The following is a 22,192-nucleotide window of genomic DNA, read 5'->3' as shown; positions in this document are numbered from 1 at the left end:
AGCAAGGTATTGAGCAAGGTATTGAGCAAGGTATTGAGCAAGGTATTGAGCAAGGTATTGAGCAAGGTGCCCGGGAAAGCATCATTGAAGGTATTCTTGAATCATTGGAACTTCGATTTTCCGTCAGCGACACACAGAAATTGAAGCCGATGCTTGAGAACGTTAAAACACTACAACGACTCAAAAAGCTTCGCCGGGAGGCACTGCAAGCACAGAGCCTTGAGATATTTAGGCAAGTACTGCTTGAAGACGAAAATAGAACCCGATAGAGGGAAACACCACGCAATTTGAGAAGTGAATTGACCTCAGAACCTCATAGAGAACCCACCCCACAAAACAGTCGAAATGTTCAGCAAAGCCAAGTTTCGCGCTTCAATAGCGCGAAACTTGGTGCCTCCTGGCGAGCGATCTTGCTCGGAACCGTCCTCATCGTTCCGAACATGTACTGGATTCTGGATTCGGTCGGGCAAGGCTATCCAACGACGATCTCCCTCTACTTTAACGTTATCTTCTGCGTCTTTGCCATCACGGGTGTGAATCTTTTCATAGTTCGCGTTGCACCGAGGATTGCAATGGGACAAGGCGAGTTGCTGACGGTTTATGTTATGTTGGCGATTGCGTCCTCACTGGCGGGACACGATGTGCTCCGCGTCCTAATCCCGATGATCCCCTACGCATTCTGGTACGCAACACCAGAGAACGACTGGGCAGACCTGTTTCATCGGTATATCCCGGATTGGATGGCAGTCAAAGACCCAACGTTTCTGACGGAGTATTATCGTGGCGAGACCACCTTTTACCAATGGGAGACCGTGCAAGGATGGTTGACGACAACGGGCGTCTGGGGCGGTTTCCTCTGCGCGATGGTGTTCCTGATGGTCTGTATCAATACACTCGTTCGGAAGCAGTGGACGGAGCATGAGAAACTCAGCTACCCTATTATCCAGTTACCCCTCGAATTGACGAGCATCGGAAGTCGGTCCAATTTGCTCACAAATAAGATGATGTGGCTCGGTTTCGGGATTGCTGGTGCGATTGATATACTCAATGGACTCCATCATCTCTACCCAACCGTGCCGAGTCTCGGCGGTAGGCTCTACGATTTACGTCCCTTTTTCACACAGAAACCGTGGAGCGCAATCGGTTGGACACCGATAGCCGTTTTTCCCTTCGCTGTAGGGATGGCTTTCTTTATTCCGCTCGACCTGTCGTTTTCTTGTTGGTTTTTCTATCTCTTCTGGAAGGTAGAACGTGTTTTTGGAGATGCTTTGGGGGTGCGTGGTATGCCGAACTTTCCGTTCACCGATGAGCAGTCCTTCGGGGCATATCTCGGTCTGTTTGTTATCGCAATTATAGCGACACGAAAACACCTCGCACAGGTCGGGCGGAAGTTATTTCGGAATGATCGGAGTGTTGACGACTCAGACGAACCGATGTCTTATCGTGTAACAGTGTTGGGACTTATTGCCAGTCTTGCCTTCATCGTAGGTTTCTGCAAAACCGGCGGGATGTCTATCTGGGTGGTGCTGGTATTTTTCGGCATCTATTACGCAATCTCCACAGCAGTGACCCGTATGCGTGCAGAACTCGGTTCGCCTGTCCACGATTTACACTTCATCGGACCCGATGAGATGATGCCCCGCATTTTTGGCACACGGCTTCTCGGTCCACACAACTTGACGATAATGGCGTATCTGTTCTTCTTCAACCGTGCCTATCGCGGACACCCAATGCCACATATCTTGGAAGGGTTTAAATTAGCCGAACGGACTGGAATTTCTAATCGACGGTTGCTATTTGCGATGTGTATTGCGATTGTTATCGGGACGTTCGCTTCGTTCTGGGCGTTCTATCATATCTCTTACATTGAAGGAGCGCGCGATTGGTTTGCCGGGAGACCCTTCAACCGACTCCAGAGTTGGTTGACATCACCGAGAAATCCAGATGTACCCGCAATTGTCGCCATGTGTATCGGTTTCCTCATCACCGGTTTCCTGATGATAATGCGGATGCGGCTTTTTTGGTGGCCCTTTCATCCGGCAGGATTCGCTATTTCCAGCAGTTGGTCTATGAACGTGTTCTGGTTTTCGATACTGGTGAGTTCGGTGATTAAATGGATTATCCTTCGGCACGGTGGGGTGAGCGCACATCGAAAACTCATTCCGTTCTTCCTCGGTCTCATCTTGGGTGAATTCATCATCGGTAGTATATGGAGTATTATTGGAATAACGACGAACCAACCGATGTACCGGTTCCTATTTTAAACTATAATTTATCACGCTTTCGGCTTCGACAGCGGTTGAATATAGTGAAGCTGCCTTGCAACTTCTGTGAAACCCATATTGGGATAAAAATGGGTGCCTATAGGATTCTGGTCCAACGTTTCAATACGAGCGTAAAGCATCCCTTCCGCCTGCAAATATCCTAACGCTTTTTCAATCAGCTGCCGACCGATACCACGGCGTTGAAACTTCGGTAGCACAGCAAGATTTGGGATACCACCAATCCGGGTTTCGTGGTTAATGCGGGTTGTGATATAACCCGCAATCTCGGCATCGACCTCTGCCACAAAAACACCATCTGGGTTTGCTGCCGCGTCGTCATTGATATGGGACATTTTACGTTCTTTCCAGTCCATATCACCGATACGTCCGAATCGGTCTTCAATATTTTTATCTATAGACACTTTTTCAAAACAGATAGCCGTAATCTGTCGAAGTGTTTGCAGATCATTGGGTTTATACTTTCGGATCATCTTTTTATTTTTTTTGATTTGTTTAAGATAACGCACTTCCACGCAGAGATATATTATACCTGATCAAGAAAAAAGGCAAGTTTTTGACACTAAATCCTCAAAAATATAAATCGCTAATACATTTTAACTTGACACCCGTTAGCAAATGTAGTATAATATATCATAAGACTTTTCAAAGAGGCGAATGGTGAATATTGTATCAATCTATAAAACGCTGGCGAGGAAACCGACACAAACGTTTTCAACTGACTACAGAAGTTGCTTACTGAATATCAACCGCTGACTGCTGACTGCTAATTCAAAAATGTTACACTTTTGGCAAAATTGCGTTTTTTTCAAACAAAAGAAAATCGGAAATTAAACGTCAACAAACCCTTACGGTGACTGGGTTCTCTAACGTTATAGGCAACACACCCAATGGTACACGGGTGTAACATTTAGTGTAACATTTTTAGGGTGTACCGCCTAAAAAATATACCATTAAGTTAATATTATATTTCACAATAATATCATCTTGTAAATACATAAATCCTGATGCTGACAATCCGCTGCCAAAATATTTATACACCCGATTTAGAAGGTGCTCTTGCAAGATATACCAACATCTGCTATAATTGTGAGCAGAATATTTTGAGGAGGAACATTGCGTGATTCGTGAAGCAATTCAGAAGGTTATGGCAGGCGATGCCTTAACCGAAGCAGAGATGGTCGAGACGATGAACGAGATTATGGAAGGTGAGACGACAGATGCACAGATCGCCTGTTTTCTGACTGCGCTTCGGCTCAAAGGCGAGACGATAGAGGAACTTACAGGTGCGACGCGCGCCATGCGCGCCAAAGCCACACCCGTTCCCACACGTCATACGCCTGATTTACAAGCCACGCCGAAAGTGCCACGGCTTGTTGATACATGTAGTACAGGTGGTACGGGTTTGAACCATTTCAACATCTCAACAACCTCCGCTATCGTTACTGCGGGTGCGGGTGTTCCGGTTGCGAAGCACGGCAACCGTGGCGTAACGCGGCAGAGTGGGAGTGCGAATGTGCTAATGGCACTCGGCGTGAACATTGAAATCGGTCCCGAACACGTCGGGCGGTGTATCGACGAGGTCGGTGTCGGTTTCTTATTCGCACCTATACTCCACGGTGCGATGAAATACGCCATCGGACCGCGACGGGAGATCGGGATTCGTACGATTTTCAATGCCATAGCACCCCTGACCAATCCAGCGAGACCACAGGCACAGGTGATTGGGGTCTATGCACCAGAACTCACTGAAGCACATGCGAATGCCCTAAACAATCTCGGATGTCAGCACGCCTTTATCGTCCGTGGCGATGACGGTTTGGACGACATAACGACGACAACGACCTCGCGTGTCTCGGAACTCCGAAACGGGACTGTCAAAACCTATACCCTTGATCCGACAACGCTCGGAATTCCGATAGCCGAACCTGAGGCACTCTTGGGCGGCGCACCCGAGGAGAACGCTGAAATTATAGTTAATATGCTAAAGGGCGAAAAAGGACCCAAACGCGATATTGTCGTGCTAAACGCCGGTGCAGCGATTGTGGCGAGTGGGAAGGTGGATAGCCTTGAGGCAGGGATTGAACTGGCAGCGGAAGCCATTGACTCTGGTGCGGCGCTCGCGAAGTTGGAAGGTCTCAAGAAGGTCTCAAACAATTAATCTTTCATAGAAATAGGTCTTTGGGGAACAGCAGGATTGATACTCGACACGATCATCGCGCATAAACAGAAAGAGTTAGCAGCCGAACAGATAGAGGTGCCGCTTGCGTCATTGGAGAGGGAGGTTATAAATCTTCCGCCGACGCGAGATTTCAGCGGTGCTATCGCTGGCAGTGATAATGTCAGACTGATCGCTGAGGTGAAGAAGAAATCACCGAGTAAGGGCATTATCCGCGAGGATTTCCATCCGGTATCCATCGCTGAGACCTACGTCGAAAACGGTGCCGCTGCGATTTCTGTGCTAACAGACAAACATTTTTTCGCAGGTGAACTCGACTATCTCCGCGCAATACGGGGAGTCGTTGATGTCCCACTCCTCCGAAAAGATTTCACTATTGATCCGTATCACATCTACCAAGCGCGGGTGGCTGGAGCAGATGCAATCTTATTGATTGTTGCGGCGTTGACACCAGCACAGTTACGGACATTCATGGATATTGCCGATTCGCTATCGTTGGCATCTCTGGTCGAGGTACATACGCAAGCGGAATTAGCAATTGCACTGGACGTGGACGCGCAAATTATCGGAATAAATAACCGAGATTTGCGGACATTTCATACGGACATTGCCACAACATTCCGTTTACGGGAGGCTATTCCGGCGGATAAGATTGTGGTGAGTGAGAGTGGAATTTACACCCGTGAAGATGTTGAGAAGCTCCAGGAAGCCGGTGTTCATGCAATGCTTGTGGGTGAGTCGTTGATGCGGAGTTCTGATATTGGAGAGCAGGTGCGACGTCTTTTAAACTATTAAATCTGGTCACCGTTCCACTACGCTTCACAAATCAACGGTATGAATGCCGTATGGCATTCCCCGGGTTTTCGGTTAATTCAATACCTCATCTGGGCAGTTGGCATTTTTCTTCTATAGTAAAACCTAAAAATAAAGAGACATTCACCCCGCCCCTGGTAGGGTTTTTGCCTGGGTGTTTCTTCAAGGTTTCTAACCTCGCCGGTGCGGAGTGTCTAATTAATTCTAAACATTACTATAAATACTGTCAGGGAGTGCTACATGGAAGTGATGGTAATACCGTGCCGTTTCAGGAGTGCAGTGGTCACGCCGTCACCGGACGTGAGGGTTCCCGAAAAAGTGCCGTCGTAAATATTACCGCAACCACAGGACGGACTTCTCGCTTTGAGGATTACCTGTGTCGCGCCGTGCGTCTGAGCAACCGCTAAGGCGTGGCGTGCCCCTCGCAAATAGGCTTCTGTTACATCTACCCCGTCCGCAGTCATAACTTTTGCTTTGCCATCTAAGACATCATTGCCATCGCCGCCCACAATTTCCGCCGGTGGACGCGGGGTCGGTAAACCCCCGGATTCCTCTGGGCAGACGGGGATAAGCTGATGGGTTTTCTTGTGTTGTATAGCCGTTTCACTGTGGCTATGGCCCCCATCGTATCGGCAACGCACGCCTAAAAGACAAGCACTAATAATCACTTTCATCTGGCACGGTTTCCTGTAACGCCTCAAACTGCTGGGTGATTAAATCCGTTTCCCCCGCCTTTAGTTGTAGGTAGGTCTTTTCCAACTGACAAAGTATAGTACATAACAGCGAGGTCCGGCAGATTTCAACGTCCTTATTTCTCGCATCGGCAGCCGCTATCCTCACAGAGGTTGCCGTTTCACGCAATTCGGATGGAAAATCCGCTAAAACACTGTTGACGTTCACGCCGAAGCCCATGACGAAAAAAGGTTGACGCTGGTCGTCATAAGCGAGTTCTGTTAACACGCCTGCCACTTTTTTTTTCCCAATACGTACATCGTTAGGTGCCTTAATCCGCGCATCAAGTTCGTGTGTCCCACGAATTGCCCGCGCGATGGCAATTGCCCCAACGAGATTAGGCAATGCGACCTGATCGCGAAGCAGCCGATGTCTAAAGACAACGGATACAAGGAGGCACTTTCCCGATGGTGCATCCCATCTCCTACCGTATCTCCCACGTCCGGCGGTTTGGTGCTCGGCAATTATGACACTTCCCTCTGCTGCACCTGCTTTCCCACGCCCAATAGCGATGTCATTGGTAGAAGCGACTTGCGCGTGGTGCTCAATCTTGCATCCGATAAACGCAGTCTGGAGTGTACCCTTTGTGAGATTGATGTCCATGATGCTACTGGTTCAGATGCTTCTCAGCCTCAATCTTCCACTGTTCAGGTGGATTCAGATCGAGGAAACGTTGCCACTGCTCCCTTGCCATCCCGTACTTTTCCCTATATTCATACATCAATGCCAGATTATAATTCGCCGTTAGGTTGCGTGGTTCGAGTTGTATCACCCGTTCAAACTGTTCCGTCGCTGCACCGAGTAGATCCATGCTGAAGAGGTTGTTGGCGTAGTTAAGGAGCGTCGGGACATGCGTTTCATCCAAAGCGAGTGCCTGTTCTAACGCCTCCTTTGCCCTATTATAATCTAAGGCGTGGGCATAGTAGAGGTCACCAAGACGTTGGTACGTTTTTACAGCGATCTCATCATCTTCCTTCACGGGCTGTTCGATGCGCTTGGCTTCCGCTTCATAGTATTGAATCGCTTCTTTCCATGCTTGTTCCCATTCTGCGATCCGCCCGAGGTACAAATGGATACCCCGATAGTCTGGGGCATAAGCGCGCATGTTTTCAAAAACATTTTTCGCAAGCGCGTGTCGGTCGATTTCAAGATAAAGCACACCCAACTGATAGTTTGCTTCGCGATTTCTCGGCTGCAGTTCTGCGACTTGTTTGAAATCCTCTAAAATTTGGCTATAGCGATAAAGTGTATCACCAATCTGCTTGTAGCGGAGTGTGAGCATTCCACGGTAGAAGTAAGCGTCCGCATAATTGGGATTCAAAGCAATAGTGGCAGTGTACTCCTTGACAGCCATCTCAGCGTGTTTGTGATAGCCATCTCCCAATGTTTCGGCGTGCTGGTCGAGCAGACGCGCATAACTGTAGTGCCAATCGAAATTTTCAGGATTGTACTGATTCGCCAATCCGTAATGGTGGATGGCCTTTAGGGCGTAGCTTCCAAGCCCATCTTGCATGCCTTGATCGTCCCGTTTCTCAAAGATAACCGCAAGCAAATGATGCAGTTCAGGATGTGCGGGTTCAATTTCCAAGGCAGGTCGATAGACGCGGATAATGTTGTCTTCGTCATTGCGGGCGCGATAGATCGACCCAAGACGGAAAAATGGCTCCACTTCTGTCGCTGCAATGTTTGGCAAAGGACTTTGTAGGTGTCGCCCTATGGCGTTTTCGATTAAGGTTGTATCAAGCGCAATCGTTTTTTCATAATGCTCGATGGCTTTATCTATTTCGCCGTGCTGTTCAAGTAGAATTGCGGCGTGGTAGTGCGCCGCGACATCATGCGGGTTCAGCCGCACAGTTGCGAGAAATGCGGATAAGGCAGCATCGGGTTGTGCCAACGTAAGATAAGACACTGCCAGTAGATAGTGCGCCTCAGTCGTGTCAGGTGCGATTTCAATAATCTGCTGTAGCGCGTCAACCGCCTGTTGATGTGCATCACGTTCCCGATAGATGTGAACCATCTTAAAAAGCACATCCGGTCGCTGTGAATCCAACGCCAGCGTACGGTCATAAAAGGTAAGTGCAGCATCTGTATTGCCGTTAGCCTCGTAGCTTTGCCCTAACAAATAAACAGCCTCAATGTCCTCTGGAAACAGCAACAGATGTGTGTTTAGGGGTTCAATAGCATCCCCGTAGTTTCCGACATCGAAAGCATTTTGTCCTTGTGAGATAAATCTGTTCGCTAACCCTGGATCTACGATTAAAGCGCGTTTGAAGTAGACGACCGCTTCCTCTGTGTTGCCTTGCTGATGATAGAGTTCACCGAGTTTGAAGTACACATCGTTGAAGTTTCCCAAAGGGAGTTCCATTTCCAAATAACTTGCGTCCGCTTCGATGATTTGAATTGTCTTTTTGTAATGTTCAATAGCTTTTTCGGTATTCCCGGCATCGGTTTCAAGGCTACCCGCATAAAAATAGGAACGCGGATCGTCAGGAAGAACGAGCATCGCTTTCTCCAAAATAGGCATTGCTTCGTTGGCTGTCATCAATCCAGCGAAATAAGGTTCCAGCGGTTCAAAGAAACCATCCTTAATATGTGGCATCAAGGAGAGTGCCTCTTGGTAGTGTTGTAGTGCTGTTGCGGTGTCGCCCGCGGCGTAGAGTTTATCTCCAAGGGATAGATGCGCCTCTCCATGCATCGGCGCAATTTCAAGCGTGCGTTGATACAATTTGATAGCACCCTCCGTATTGCCCTTTTCGTCGAAAATAGCAGCGAGTTCGTAGACCGCCTCGGCTGAGTAAGGCGCGTGTTGTGCGCCTTTAGCGTATTCTGCCAAGGCATCGTCGAAGAACCCTTCAGTAGCGAGGACTTGTCCCAGCTTGAAGTAGGCGGGTGCGAATTTTTTCTTTCGTTGCCTAAGATTCTCAAACGTCTCTCTTGCGCGGTCTATATCGCCTTGTGCGAATCGAACTAAGCCGATGCCGTATTGTGGATATTCCCATTTTCGGTTTAACGTCCGCGCTGTGTCGAAAGCGTGAAGTGCCGCGGCGTAATTCTGCTGTTCCAAGTGAATCTCACCCATGCGATAGTGAGCGGGATAGTGGTTCGGGTTCAGACGGACGCAGATTTCAAATTCGGCAAGTGCCGACTCATTTTCTTTCTGCTGCTGGTAAATACCACCAAGATTGAAATGCGCCCAAAACAGATCCGGCGCAATTTCAAGGGCGTGTTTTAAGTAGGTAATCGCCGGATCAAGCGTTTCGCCTGTCTCCGTAGCGTGCAGTGCGTTTGTGTAGCCTAAACCATAGTAAAATGCTGCGTCGATTGTCGCAGAAGCCGGTTTCCGAGTTTCCTTTTCTGTCTCATACAGCGTCAGGAGCGGAGAAAGTCGTCCCTCCTTTTGCCATTTACTGATGAGGTCTCGATGTTTTTCTGCAGGTCGTCTCTTTTCTCGCAATACCTTTGCGAAATCTTTTTTCATATTCGCTTCCCACTTTTCGGCTGCGAGTGCTTGTGTTGCGAGTGTATTGCCCCATAAGCATGTAATTAAAACTATAAGTATCGTGGTCTTTTTTACTATTTTTTCCATCGTTTATTTCCTCGGTTCCTGATATTCTCAAAGATAGGGTTTCTTATGGTGTTAAGACATCAAAAGGTCTACTTTCGCACGTGTCGGCATAGAGGGTGTCGCGCCAACGACAGTCACCGCTGCTGCCCCCGCGGCATTTGCAAACGCAATCGCTGTATGTAAGGTTTCACCGCTTGCCAACGCGGTTGCGAGCGCGCCACAAAAAGCGTCACCTGCTCCCGTTGTATCTACAGCCTCAACAGCGTATGCAGGAACGCGTTCGGATATGGTGGCTGTTAGCATCAATGCGCCTCGTTCTCCAAGCGTTAGTACGACAGTGGATGTTTCTGTGTCCGTCATGCGAGCGCGGAGTACCGCTGCTGCGTTGCGTGCCTCTTCGTCGTTGCTTACCTGCATTTCCGATAGTAGTTCGGTTTCGGACTCGTTCGGCGTAAGGATATCAACATATCTCAACAGACTATCCGGCAATGGTTGTGCGGGTGCCGGGTTTAATATTACCGTTGTGTCGTGTGCTTTGGCGATCGCTGCGGCGTGTTCAGAGGCCGCAATCGGCGTCTCTAATTGCAGGAGAAGCACATCGGCATCTGCGATGACATCAGCGGCAGCGTCTATATCTGTTGTTGTCAGTGCCATGTTTGCCTGTGGCACGACGATGATGCTATTATCGCCATCGGGTTCAACCACAATCGTTGCAACCCCCGTCCCGGTATCGGTACACTTTCTGACAAACCTATTGTCAATACCTTCATTTTCAGTCGCAATGAGCAGCATCTCCCCGAAAGGATCCGCACCGACACTTCCGACGAGCGTGACCTCAGCACCCAGTCGTGCAGCAGCTGTTGCCTGATTAAATCCTTTTCCGCCCGTGAAAATATCAAAGGCATCGCCGATGAGCGTTTCCCCTTTTTTGGGTCGTTGTGTTGCGTGGCACACGAGATCGATATTCAGGCTCCCGACGACGGTAACTTTCGGTGCTCTGCTGTTCATCACAATTCATTCCTATCTTTCTAACGATTTAAGGGAATTATAGTTGACATATAATGCGGGTGTCAAGGGTTTTGTAGTAGTTTTGGCTTGCGAGTTGTGTTGGAAACTGCTATTATGCATGCAATCTACAATGTATAAATCTTGTACGCCGAAAAAGAGGTATACCCAATACTCGTATGAATTCTAAGTTGAAGTATGGGATCGGCTTTTTAATTTTTTTCGGAATCTGTTTTGTTTTTAAGTGGCGGGCAGAGCAGGTAAGCAGTGCGGAGACCCTTGTCTGGTACAGCGTCATCCCACCCTTACTTGCCGTTACGTTGGCAATTCTGACGACCCGACTGTTTCCGAGTCTCTGTATAGCCGTCGGTGCCGGAATTGTGCTGGCGTGGTATCAACAACACTTCACGCCAACCGGCTTTTTAACCGAAGTCATCTGGTTCGTCCGTGCGGTGAGCATCGGAAACGACGGGGTGGACCTCTTCAATTTCTGGGTCGTTCTGTTCGTTTGTCTTATCATGGCGACGATCTCCATAGTCGTCGCCTCTGGCGGTATCAGTGGTGTTGTTGTGTGGCTCTCTCGATTTGCGAAGGGACCGAAGTCTGCGCAATTTATCACGGGTTTGATGGGAATTGTTATCTTTATTGGCGATTACTCCAATGCCATGATTGTCGGACCTACGATGCGTCCGCTCACTGACCACCATCGCGTCAGTCGTGAAAAGTTGGCGTTTCTTGTGGATTCGACCAGCGCGCCGATTGCGGGCCTAGCATTTGTTAGCACTTGGATCGGTTATGAAGTCGGTCTCTTTAACGATGTCGCGGAGACAATCGGACTTGACCGTGATGGATATTCGATGTTCTTCGATGCCCTCGGTTTTCGGTTTTACTGCATTCTGACGATTATCTTTGTTATCATCAATGCGATTAGTGGTAAAGATTACGGCGCGATGCACAAAGCAGAGACCCGCGCACGAGAGACAGGAGATGTTGCCGCTTCAGATGCCGAGGCACTCGGACACGCCGCATCCTTTACCAGTTTGCCAAACGCCGTTGTCCAACCCTTATCAGCAGTTTTGCCGCTCTTAGCACTTTTTGGGCTGCTCTTAGGGGGTTTCTGGATAGATGGCAAGGGGACGGGATCTATTCTCTCACTCACGGCTTGGCGAGATGCCCTATCAGCAGCAGATAATGTCAAGATTCTCGCATGTGCCGCCGCAAGTGCATTTGTTCTGGCAATCGTCTGTGCGCGCTGGCTCTCGAAACTGCAGTTCTCAGAGATCGTTCCGGTCATCTGGGGTGGTGTGAAGGGGAGTCTCACACCGTTGAGCATTCTGTTATTGGCGTGGGGGTTAAAAGCGAGTTGCGATAGATTGATGACGGGTCAATTTCTTGCGACAATGCTGAGTGATGTTGTTTCCCCACTCTGGTTTCCGATTTTCGTCTTTGTTTGTGCCTCTGTGACCTCTTTCGCGACCGGCACGAGTTGGGGGACGATGGCAATCCTAATTCCGACGGCTATTCCCGTGGCATTCTCGCTCGACAACGGAAGTTATGGTCTAACGACAGTTATTTGCCTTGGCGCGGTGTTAGATGGTGCGATTTTTGGGGATCACTGTTCGCCGCTTTCTGATACAACGATTCTCAGTTCTATCGCCAGTAGTTGTGATCCATTACACCATGTCAGAACGCAGTTGCCTTATAGTCTCACTGTCGCAACGATCGCGCTGTTTTGTGGTTATCTGCCTGCTGCGCTCGGTAGTGCTTCGGCAATCGGTATTGCCAGCGGGACGGGTGTGATTGTTTTGTTGTTTTTTGGTCTTGCTGGTTTTCGCAGAATTCAAGAATCACGTAATGCTTAGTTGATTTGGCGGTTGGCAATCAGTAGGCACAGTTTCTTAACCGCGCTTATCGTAATTGTGAACATTTGTGAGGAGAATACTATGAAGGTTGCACTTGAAGGAAAGGTTGCGGTTGTTACAGGTGGTGCGCAAGGCATCGGTCGCGCGATTGTGGATGCCTTGGTTAACAACGGCGCGCAGGTGGCAATTGTTGATATAGACAAAGAAGCAGGCAAGCACACTGCTACAGAAATTCAACAGAGCGGCGGGACGTGTCTGTTTGTAGAAGGTGATGTATCTAACGCCTCAGAGATGGTGTCTGCTGCCGATCAGATTGCGGCGCATTTTGGTAAGATTGAGATTCTGGTGAACAATGCGGGAATTAACACGCGGAGCGATAGGGTCCCAATTCATCAGTATACGCTTGAGGATTGGCAACGCATTTTGGAGATAGACCTTACCGGTGTTTTTGCGACGAGTCGTGCTGTTATTCCACATATCCTTGCCCACATATCTGCTGAACAAGATGGCAAATCTGGTTCTGAGGATGCCATTGGTAGAATTGTTAACATCAGTTCCATCGCCGGGTTAGTGCCTTTGCGCTTACAGAGTGCTTACGTCGCCGCGAAAGCCGGGGTCGCCAATCTGACGCGTTCTATGGCGTTAGAACTCGGACCGGAAGGCATTTTGGTTAACGCTGTCGCTCCAGGTTCGACACTGACCCGCGGCACGGAAGCCCTCTTTTACGGAGATGATGGGGCGTACACAGAAAACGCCGCGAGTCTGCTATCACATATTCCACTCGGCAGACCCGGGAGTACCACGGAGATCGCAGCAGCGGTGCTTTTTCTTGTCTCGCCAGACGCGAGTTATATTAACGGTAATATCCTGACGGTAGACGGCGGATGGACCGCTGGCTACACACGAGATTGGTAAATTATCCTCCAACTACTGATGGCTAACGGTTTCCGACAGCCACTAAAAAGGAGAGAAAATGGCAAAGATTATGATGTTTAAAGGGTATCAAGGCGAACCCCCTATTCCGAAACCCGCACACCAGGTCCAGGCAAACGTCGTCACAGTTCAAGACGGGGTTCCTGTGAAATATTCAGGTTGCGACGGTATCGGTGTCCGTGTCGTGCATCCAGCGAACCCAAGCGCGCCTGCACAAAACTTGGGTTTAGTTATGTTTTTTGTGCCACCGCATGTCGTTCTTGAACCGGGGAGTCATCACACTGAGGAGTGCTATGTCATTCTAAAAGGAAAAGGCGTAATGACCCTCGCCGGTGAAAAAGTTCCGGTTGAGGCGGGTACGTTCATCCATCTTCCCCCGTGGTGCGAACACGGCATTGAAAACACGGGAGATGAATCCATGGAGGTCCTCATCTGTACCTCGCCACCGAACCCGTAAATTGACCAGAAAGTAGTGTTTTTAGTAATTTAAACCCCTAATTTTGGTTTTATCCACGTTTTTACTGTATTTTTTGCATTTTTAATTCAACTTTTTTCTAAAACCTTCGTTAAATAAAATGTCCTAAGTGTTTAATATAGGCAGTAAACCATGCCTTTAATCTTTGGGGGTTTTTAATTTATGCGAGGGATAATGCCGAGGTCATCCAGTGTGCGGCGGGATTTTATGCGAAAGAAGCCAAATGGAAGTTCCGCCTTTAAACAATTGGATGACGACGAGCTAACCACAATGGAAGAAGTGCCCGAGGAACTGGAGCGGCAGGCACATACTATGCTTGCGGATGGCGAAGAAATTAAAGTCGCTGTTTCAACCGATCTGAAGTTTGATGGTAACTACGGCAAAGATTGGTTGATTGCTACCGATAGGCGGCTCATCGCTTTTAATCAGAACGGCACTCCAGAACATCAGGTCCAAGAAATTTCGCTTGCATCGGTTTCGGCTGTTGAAATCGTTGAGATGTACGGAAACAACATCTTAAAGGTCCGAACGTCGGACAAAGCCATTGAAGTCGCACGCTACTCGCGCCGTTACTCGCCGAAATTTGAATTGGCGACTCCTGAACTGGAGACGTTAATCAAGGAAGCGAATCCAGAAGCGGAACAAGAGAAAAAGCACCGTCCGCAAGGACTTGGAAAAAACAAACATAAGTGTGAAAAGTGCGGACAACCACTGCCACGCTGGTCAGGAGTTTGTGTCAATTGTGTCGAAAAACGGAAACTCATCTTTCGCCTTATCAGATATTCGTTCCCTTTCTGGCACATTGCTGTTCCTGCACTCGTACTGATGATGATAATCCGGTTTGTTTCGCTTTTACCAAGCGTTCTTAGCCAGGAGATGGTTGATAATATCCTTGTCCCCGCAGAACGGACCATAAGCGGAGGCACATTGACTGCAACCGGTGAGCCGGTCCCCGATCCGACATGGGGGCGCCTTGGCGGTATTGTTGAGGGCATTTCGGGCTGGTTCGCACTGCCAGTTGCTGGAAGTTGGGGACATCTGCTCACGATTGTTTTTCTCATGGCAGGTTTCCGCCTTTTCGCTATGGGGGCTTCTGCTGTCCGCGGCTATATGATGGCGTGGGTCGGTCAGAATATCACGCGCCGCCTTCGGAACGAAACTTATGAACACCTCAACTCGCTTTCATTAGATTTTTACAATCAGCGGGATACCGGTAACCTGATGTCAAGAATCACAAGCGATGTGGCAAGGCTTCGGGATTTCATTGCCAACGGCTTACAAGACATCATCGGCGATTCATTTACGCTCATTAACATCTGCATCATCATGTTTCTCACGAATTGGAAACTGGCTTCGTGGACGCTGATTCCTGTGCCCTGTCTCATTTTCTTCACTATCTTTTTTGGGAAGAAGATGAGCAAAGTCTTTTCGGTGCTCTGGAAACGGTATGCGAATATTAGTACAATATTGGCAAGCACCATTCCAGGGGTCCGGGTCGTTAAAGCCTTCGCACGCGAGCGCTACGAAGTGAACCGATTCAACGAAGAGACATATCAGGTCTTTGAAGGCGAAATGAATGCAGCAAAGTTGTGGACGTTGTATCGTCCGATTATGGAGTTTATTATTTACTCCGGTACGATCCTGATATGGTTAGTGGGTGGTTCGCAGATTTTCGGTGGTGAGTTAAGTCTTGGTGAACTTGTGATGTTCCAAGCACTCATGGGTCAGTTCTTTAGACCGGTCTACACGCTCTGTCAGATGAACGAACGTTTCATCCGGGCTGCAACTTCTGCCGACCGTGTGTTTGAAATCATAGATACACCCCCGAGTGTCGCCGATAAAAAAGATGCGATTACCCTTGAAAATATCAAGGGTGAGGTTGAGTTCAAGGATGTCTATTTCTCTTACGACACAGAAAAGAATGCACTCAACGGGGTGACTTTCCGTGCGGAAGCGGGTGAGATGATTGGGCTTGTTGGACATAGCGGTGCGGGCAAAAGCACTGCGATTAATCTGATTACCCGTTTTTACGATCCCAGTGAAGGATCGATAGAAATTGATGGACACGATAGCCGTGATATTAAATTAAAAGCGTTACGGCAGCAAGTCGGTGTGGTCCTTCAAGATCCATTCCTGTTCCAAGGTACGATCGCTGAAAATATTGGTTATTCGAAACCGGGTGCGACTCGGCATGAGATTATTGCCGCGGCGAAAGCAGCAAATGCACATGAGTTTATCGTCAAGTTCCCCGATGGCTACGATACGATGGTCGGCGAACGAGGGGCTCGTGTATCTGGTGGCGAACGGCAGCGGATTTCTATCGCCCGCGCAATCCTGAAAAATCCGAGAATTCTTATCTTGGACGAAGCGACATCGTCTGTGGACACGGAAACTGAATCGAATATTCAGGAAGCGTTAGAACGGCTCATCCGGGGTCGTACCGTATTTGCTATCGCCCATCGACTTTCCACACTCAAATATGCCGACCGATTGGTTGTGCTGAAAGATGGGAAGGTTGATGAAATCGGCACGCATGAAGAACTTCTTGCTAAAGATGGGACTTATGCGGGTTTGTGCGAAAAACAGATGGAATTGTCAAAGATTCGTGCCTTATAGGTAAGTGTATTGTTCTGGTGTGCGAATTGAAAGCGCACACCAGAAACACCTTCCTTGATATCAAAGAAGGAGGAGCTACGTAATGCAGGAAGCTATAAAGATTACCGATGAGGTGGAATTCCTTGAGGCTGCCAAAATCAAAATCGCACGAAATTCATTTGAAGAACTCACTGTTGAACTTCCTGATGGTACGACTTACACAAATGTGGAAGCAATCCGCTCCTTCCCCCTCACCGATTCTAATAAATATATTTCACTGTTAGACAGCGAAGAGAAAGAGATTGGTATTATTCAAGACATCAAGCAGCTACCGCGAGAGTCGGAGAAGGTTCTCAGGTCGGAGTTGCAAAAACGGTACTTTTTGCCGAAGATTACCAAAATTCACAGTTTGGATGGAGAATTTGGTGTCACACAGTGGGTCGTGGAGACAAACCGCGGTCCCGTTACCTTTGGTATGCGTACTCGATATGATGTCGTCTCTCTTGAGAATGGAAGGGTTCTTATCAAAGATGCCGATGGTAATCGCTACGAGATTGAGAACTATCATCGTTTAGATCCAGATAGCATCGCCTTGCTTGAAACCCAATTGTAGTCCCTATTCTAACAACGTCATATATCTCCCTTCAGACCCGATTTGTAGGTTTCTTGTATCATTTATATAAAGTCCACAATTGCTTGGGCACCCTATTGTAGCGTAAACTGTTAGTTTGCGTACCACCGCTGCACACACTGATAGTTTATGCTACGAATGTTCGCATATTTTTCAGACCTACTCTATAATACGCTACTACTGGTGAATCTCCAAATCTCACCGGTAACGGATTAGAAGCGGGACTGCTCAATTCACATATATTTACGGAGGTCGTTAATTGGAAAATGTAAGAATTGAACGAATTGAATGGGCACGTTTGACAGGCGAACGTCCCCGGAAAGCTGGATGCAATTCAAGGTTAGGTGAACACGGATTGCATGTTCGTCCGCCTATTGCGCGGATAACCACAACAGATGGGGTTAGTGGCTTCGGGTTCTCCCCGATTTCGCCTGAAAAAGCAGCGGCTATCGTCGGATTTCAACTCAGTGAAGCATTTGACGCAGAAAGCGGTGTCACCGAGGCGTTCAGAATCCTGGAGTACCCGATCTGGGATCTCGTAGGAAAATTAGCACAAAAACCAGTCTATGCGATGCTTTCTGGCGAGAATGGCGCGTTTCGCGCACCGTGCTATGATACCTCACTCTACATTGATGATTTACATCTTAACGACAATGCTGAAGCTGCGACACTTATCGCTTCTGAGGCGTTGGAGGGAAGGGCGCGTGGACATAACGCCTATAAAATCAAGGTCGGACGGGGTGCGATGCACATGCCACTCGACAAAGGGACACAACGGGATATTGATGTCATCCGTGCCGTGCGCGAGGCTGTTGGTACCGATGCTACAATTTTGATAGATGCAAATAACGGTTATAACCTCAATCTCACCAAGCAGGTATTGGGCGGTGCCGCCGACGCAAACGTTTATTGGATGGAAGAGGCGTTCCATGAAGATGCACGGGTCTACGGTATCCTGAAAGAATGGTTGAACGCTGAGGGGTTAGAGACTCGCATCGCTGATGGCGAGGGGGGGGCATCCCCACATCTTGTGGACTGGGCGAAAGACGGTCTTATTGACATCGTTCAATACGATATTTTCTATCCGGGTTTCTCACGTTGGCTTGAACTTGGTCCTGAATTAGATGCCTCTGATGTCGGCACGGCACCGCATCATTATGGTGGTCACTACGGGAATTACGTATCGTGCCATCTTTCAGCAAAGGTTGAACGATTTGAGTTCGTTGAATGGGATCACGCGACCACACCCGGCTTAGACGATTCTGGATATTCCATCTCAAACGGTTATGTGAATGTGCCTGAGGATCCCGGCTTCGGGTTGAACTTGGAAGAAACACCTTACCAGAAAGCGCGAGAAGAGAACGGATTTGAGGTTCGCGCGTAAAGGTTGCCGAGAACTATAGGAGAAACCGAACTATGGCGTACTTAACAGCGGAAGATAAAGCGTTCTTTAAAGAAAACGGCTATCTGGTTGTGCGGGGTGCAGTAGAGCCAGAAGTAGTTGACACTGCGCTTGATAAGATTTGGGAGTCTCTTGACGAGGATAGAAACGATCCAGTGTCTTGGATCCGTAAGGGGTATCGCACTGTTCCTGTCGGTGGTGAAGATGTTATTCGTGGCACAATATACGGAAACCGCGTTTTCGCTATGGGCGAGGAGCTTGTTGGCAAGGATAGGTTGAATACAGGCGGTGGTGCGGGACCACACATCAATTTCCCGGATCCAGACAGAGAGTGGCGCGAGCCACGCGGACATCTTGACGGTTACCACACGCCGACGAACGGTGTACCGAAAGGCGTTGTCGGTTCCTTCACACTCGGCGCGACCGCTTATCTCGACACAGTTGAAAAACAGGGTGGTGGGTTCACGGTCTGGCCCGGTAGCCATCGAATTTGGGCGGAATATTTCAGACACCACGACTTAGATAGTCTCCCCGGTGGTGTTGCCCCGTTCGATTTAGGACCGAGTTATGAATTCACAGGTGAGGCGGGCGATGTCTGCTTCTGGCATCACCAGATGAGCCATACCGCCGGTCCGAACTGTGGGCGTCGGGTCAGAATCGCGCTCATCGGTAGATACCGTCGGAAAGATTTGGACCAAATCAAGTTTGAGACCCCCGACGATATGTGGAAGTATTGGGACGGGATTTCTTGACATACTCTCCCTGCTAAAGCATGGGAGATTCTGGTATCATTAAGGACAGCTTGCGATTGCAAGTCTAACGTTCTCTAATCCAAAGGTTGATGCCCCAACCTTAAGAATGTTAATGGCTGCGTTAATATCGCGGTCGTGATGGGTGTTACAATGTTCACACGTCCATGTTCTATCACTCAATTCAAGAGAAACACATGTATCGCAAACGTGGCAAATAGGAGTTGTCGGTTGCCATTGATCAATGCATTCAACACGCTTGCCACGTTTCTTTGCTTGCCACTTCACTTTTTCCAAGAATGCGTAGAAGCCTATATCAGAGACCTTGCGCCCCCAAAGTCTTTTCATGCCGTCAAGGTTCAGCGTTTCAAAGAACAGCACATCAAACCTACGCACAAGTTCAAGGGCGAGTTTCCAATGGTGATCCTCACGTTGCCTTGCAACCTTGCGGTGCATGCGTGCGTGGTGTTGTCTTGCGCGTTCTCTATTCTGGCTTCCACGCTGTTTTGTGGACAATTGACGATTGGCGGTTCTTACTTCATTTACAGATTCGGTGTAAAAATGAGGCGATTCATATGGTCTGCCGTTAGAACATGTCAGCATTGTTTTGATTCCCATATCAAACCCAGCAGCATGACCCGTCATTGGTTTGATATGGGACTGAACGTGATTGGTAACAACAGACATGTAAAAATCGCCAAGTGCATCTTCTTTGATTGTAACAGTTTTGATATTGCCAAAAATAGGGCGACTCAGATTAAACCGATATGTCCTTCCCATGATCGTCACGTGGTCATTGTAGATTCCAAACCCTTTGTCGCCTGCTACAGGGTCTGCAAACTTGTATCCAGATGGACACATCGTAAACGAGTATGGTTTACGAAACGATCTGAACTTTGGCGGACGTTTCGCGATTTTCTTAAAGAGCCGCTGGTAACCTTCATCGAGACGTTTGAGAACTTGACGTGCTGCCCAAGAATCTAACTCACGCCAGTGTGCAAACATATCTGGATGCGACTTACGCAGAATCGTAAACTCACGAGACATTTCTTTGTAGGAGAGATACGGCAGCCCAAGAGCATATCGCGTGCGTTGCCAACCCAGAAAGTAGTTCCATATTGTGTGTGCGATCCACGTCTTTCGCTTCAGATTGCGATTGCGTGGCGCACGAAAGAGTTTGTAAAGTGTGGTATACATCGTGTTTCCTTTACATCGTGAGACCGAGACGATTCGGTGCGGTGGTACTCCTAAGCAGGAGTATCGTCTCCACCGCCACGATGTAAGAATATTATACCACAATTTTACTATATTTGTCAGGTTTTTTCATGCGCCATGCTGTGGTCTAACACACAAGGACGGTTGTGTATTCCCCAGCTAAAGCAATAGGGTTTTTTTACAACCGAAATGTTTGATAAGTGCAGGTTTCGTGTTTGTATTGTCAATTCTTTTTATTGGCGCGCTGTCTGCGCGCCACATTTTAACTTGCTAAATAATTGGATATCTGTTACGCTATCTTTAGTTCTCTTTTTATCGCGTAGTCGTATTATAGATATTATATTATTAATTTTTTATCAGAAGAGACTGGTTAGGAAACTTGGGAATGGACCTCTATATGAATCCTTCCAAAATCGCCGAAATCATAGGTGTGGAAGAGGACATCATCACCCGAACCTTGGAACGGAGAGATATAGATATTGAATCCTATATCCGAGTCGTTTCTGCTCCTCCTGACAAACCAGGTGCCCCGCCGAAGCCACAAATTCAATTACGTGTTGATGGACTCGCAATGCTGATAAAGAAACTCGCCTATAATATCCCAACAGACGATATTATTGAAAATCTGAGTTGCCAGGTTTTTCATATCACGCACCTACAAGAAACATGCGACAAATTGGAAGCAGAGAATCAAGCACTTATCGTCGAAAATGAGCAACTCCGGGAAAAGATTACATCTTTCCAAGACGAGCGGGGGGATTTGTCTGCGCAAGTGAACGAACTGACAAATCAATTGAGTGAGGAGCAATCTAAAACTTGGGTGAGCCGCCTGCTGAAACGGAAGGATTGAGACACCTCGGCGAATACCGCTAAGTTAGAACGTTCGCAGGTTATCAAAGTATCGCTATGGAAAAAGAAAAACGGAATCAGTTCCTTGCGACTGGGTTCTTCCTGTTTGGTATTGCCTTTCTCTATGTACCAAGCATCTCGATGGTTCCAACTATTATCGCTCAAAACGCTATTTTGCTCAAAGGCATCGCGCTGGTGCTGTTGAGTATTGCCGCGATTTTAGTTGGAACCTCTTTCGAGGACAAGCAGCGAATAGCAGTTATATCCAGTATCGGCTTGGCAGTTGGACTCGGTTTTCTCTATCTACCTGTTCCATCAATTTTGTCAGGTTCGGCATTTCACATTCTGTTTGCCTGTGCTATTGCGTTTGGTATGACAACCGCGGCAAAGCAAACAGCAACTATCGGTTCAGCACTTCTGGCGTGTATTGGCATTGTCTTCCTTTATCAGCCTTTTTTTTCATCACTCGGTGGGACCGCCTTGCATCTGCTTCTACCGGGAATAATTGTGTTTTCGATTGTGTTTTCGCAGAAGACTTTGTGTGAACGTATCTCTATCGGTTTAATTGCGCTCGGTTTGATTGCACTCTGCCAGCCTTTTCTCATGCTATTCTATCAAACTGGTTTTCAATTGTTGCTTGCGGGCTTAACAGGATTCATCGTTGCAGCGCATCGCTGATTCGCTATTGCCACAAAAGCCGAAGCCATCCCAGTTCAGAAGCAATCGTTTAAAAATTGTCAAACAGAAATTCTGCGCCTTCCCCCAGTACGAAAAGAAAAAGAATCGTAATAATCGGTGCCGGTATTGTCGGTGCGACGCTTGGTTACCATTTGTCCCGAAGAGATGATGTTTCTCTACGTAGTGTTTACATTTTGTTAGCAGTGATCAATATAGCTGCGAAATAA

At 48.1% G+C, this 22,192-nt stretch carries 19 protein-coding genes; 13 read left to right on the top strand and 6 right to left on the bottom strand.

From position 1 onward, the window contains the following. On the top strand, nt 1-269 hold a 269-nt coding region (locus OXN25_16025; protein ID MDE0426360.1), incomplete at its 5' end, for a transposase. 18 nt (nt 270-287) lie between these two features. Then, on the top strand, nt 288-2,264 hold the full coding sequence (locus OXN25_16020) for a hypothetical protein (protein ID MDE0426359.1): 1,977 nt from the start codon (nt 288-290) through the stop codon (nt 2,262-2,264). Between the two features lie 11 nt (nt 2,265-2,275). Here OXN25_16020 and OXN25_16015 read toward each other — a convergent pair whose 3' ends face one another. Continuing rightward, nucleotides 2,276-2,755, bottom strand: a complete 480-nt coding sequence (locus tag OXN25_16015) for a GNAT family N-acetyltransferase (GenBank protein ID MDE0426358.1) — start codon at nt 2,753-2,755, stop codon at nt 2,276-2,278. A gap of 647 nt (nt 2,756-3,402) precedes the next feature. On the opposite strand from OXN25_16015, the gene trpD reads away from it, so the two are divergent. After that, nucleotides 3,403-4,443 carry an anthranilate phosphoribosyltransferase gene (gene trpD / locus OXN25_16010; protein MDE0426357.1) on the top strand — a complete coding sequence of 347 codons (1,041 nt, stop codon included), beginning with the start codon at nt 3,403-3,405 and terminating at the stop codon, nt 4,441-4,443. A gap of 36 nt (nt 4,444-4,479) precedes the next feature. Beyond that, the gene (gene trpC, locus OXN25_16005) at nt 4,480-5,256 is read left to right on the top strand and encodes an indole-3-glycerol phosphate synthase TrpC (GenBank protein ID MDE0426356.1); all 777 of its coding nucleotides are present in this window, start codon (nt 4,480-4,482) and stop codon (nt 5,254-5,256) included. Between the two features lie 254 nt (nt 5,257-5,510). On the opposite strand, the gene OXN25_16000 is transcribed toward trpC, so the two are convergent. Genes OXN25_16000 through rbsK form a run of 4 tightly spaced genes read right to left on the bottom strand, consistent with a single transcriptional unit; the run spans nt 5,511 to nt 10,579 of the window. Continuing rightward, nucleotides 5,511-5,948 carry a DUF523 domain-containing protein gene (locus OXN25_16000; protein ID MDE0426355.1) on the bottom strand — a complete coding sequence of 146 codons (438 nt, stop codon included), beginning with the start codon at nt 5,946-5,948 and terminating at the stop codon, nt 5,511-5,513. Beyond that, nucleotides 5,932-6,609 carry a biotin--[acetyl-CoA-carboxylase] ligase gene (locus OXN25_15995; protein MDE0426354.1) on the bottom strand — a complete coding sequence of 226 codons (678 nt, stop codon included), beginning with the start codon at nt 6,607-6,609 and terminating at the stop codon, nt 5,932-5,934. The genes OXN25_16000 and OXN25_15995 overlap by 17 nt, the downstream gene beginning before the upstream one ends. 4 nt (nt 6,610-6,613) lie before the next feature. Then, nucleotides 6,614-9,592, bottom strand: a complete 2,979-nt coding sequence (locus OXN25_15990) for a tetratricopeptide repeat protein (protein ID MDE0426353.1) — start codon at nt 9,590-9,592, stop codon at nt 6,614-6,616. Between the two features lie 51 nt (nt 9,593-9,643). Further along, a complete protein-coding gene (gene rbsK / locus OXN25_15985) occupies nt 9,644-10,579 on the bottom strand; it encodes a ribokinase (protein ID MDE0426352.1) in 936 nt (311 codons plus the stop codon). A 680-nt stretch (nt 10,580-11,259) separates the two neighbouring features. Between rbsK and OXN25_15980 the strand changes: the two genes are divergently transcribed. From OXN25_15980 to OXN25_15950, 7 genes are all read left to right on the top strand, one after another. Beyond that, nucleotides 11,260-12,438 (top strand): Na+/H+ antiporter NhaC family protein, encoded by a 1,179-nt coding sequence (locus tag OXN25_15980; protein ID MDE0426351.1) that lies wholly within the window; start codon nt 11,260-11,262, stop codon nt 12,436-12,438. Between the two features lie 81 nt (nt 12,439-12,519). Then, complete coding sequence (locus OXN25_15975) at nt 12,520-13,353, top strand: SDR family NAD(P)-dependent oxidoreductase (GenBank protein MDE0426350.1); 834 nt, start codon at nt 12,520-12,522, stop codon at nt 13,351-13,353. Nucleotides 13,354-13,411: 58 nt separating this feature from the next. Next, nucleotides 13,412-13,828 carry a cupin domain-containing protein gene (locus OXN25_15970; GenBank protein ID MDE0426349.1) on the top strand — a complete coding sequence of 139 codons (417 nt, stop codon included), beginning with the start codon at nt 13,412-13,414 and terminating at the stop codon, nt 13,826-13,828. Nucleotides 13,829-14,053: 225 nt separating this feature from the next. Then, nucleotides 14,054-16,462, top strand: coding sequence for an ABC transporter ATP-binding protein (locus tag OXN25_15965; protein ID MDE0426348.1), 2,409 nt, complete (start codon nt 14,054-14,056; stop codon nt 16,460-16,462). Nucleotides 16,463-16,544: 82 nt separating this feature from the next. Beyond that, a complete protein-coding gene (locus OXN25_15960; protein MDE0426347.1) occupies nt 16,545-17,054 on the top strand; it encodes a DUF1854 domain-containing protein in 510 nt (169 codons plus the stop codon). Nucleotides 17,055-17,331: 277 nt separating this feature from the next. After that, a complete protein-coding gene (locus OXN25_15955; GenBank protein MDE0426346.1) occupies nt 17,332-18,456 on the top strand; it encodes a mandelate racemase in 1,125 nt (374 codons plus the stop codon). Nucleotides 18,457-18,488: 32 nt separating this feature from the next. Further along, nucleotides 18,489-19,226: a phytanoyl-CoA dioxygenase family protein gene (locus tag OXN25_15950; protein MDE0426345.1), complete on the top strand. Its 738-nt coding sequence runs from the start codon at nt 18,489-18,491 to the stop codon at nt 19,224-19,226. A gap of 39 nt (nt 19,227-19,265) precedes the next feature. Here the strand turns inward: OXN25_15950 and OXN25_15945 are convergent, their stop codons facing one another. Beyond that, a complete protein-coding gene (locus OXN25_15945) occupies nt 19,266-20,420 on the bottom strand; it encodes an RNA-guided endonuclease TnpB family protein (protein MDE0426344.1) in 1,155 nt (384 codons plus the stop codon). A 403-nt stretch (nt 20,421-20,823) separates the two neighbouring features. On the opposite strand from OXN25_15945, the gene OXN25_15940 reads away from it, so the two are divergent. After that, entirely contained in the window at nt 20,824-21,288 is a 465-nt protein-coding gene (locus tag OXN25_15940) for a hypothetical protein (protein ID MDE0426343.1), read from the top strand. A 56-nt stretch (nt 21,289-21,344) separates the two neighbouring features. Further along, nucleotides 21,345-21,965, top strand: a complete 621-nt coding sequence (locus tag OXN25_15935) for a hypothetical protein (GenBank protein MDE0426342.1) — start codon at nt 21,345-21,347, stop codon at nt 21,963-21,965. The last annotated feature ends 227 nt before the right edge of the window (nt 21,966-22,192 follow it).

This window comes from Candidatus Poribacteria bacterium, from assembly GCA_028820845.1.
GTDB lineage: Bacteria > Poribacteria > WGA-4E > WGA-4E > WGA-3G > WGA-3G.
Note: the sequence above shows the minus strand (reverse complement) of the source record. Positions and strands in the feature narration are given on the sequence as shown.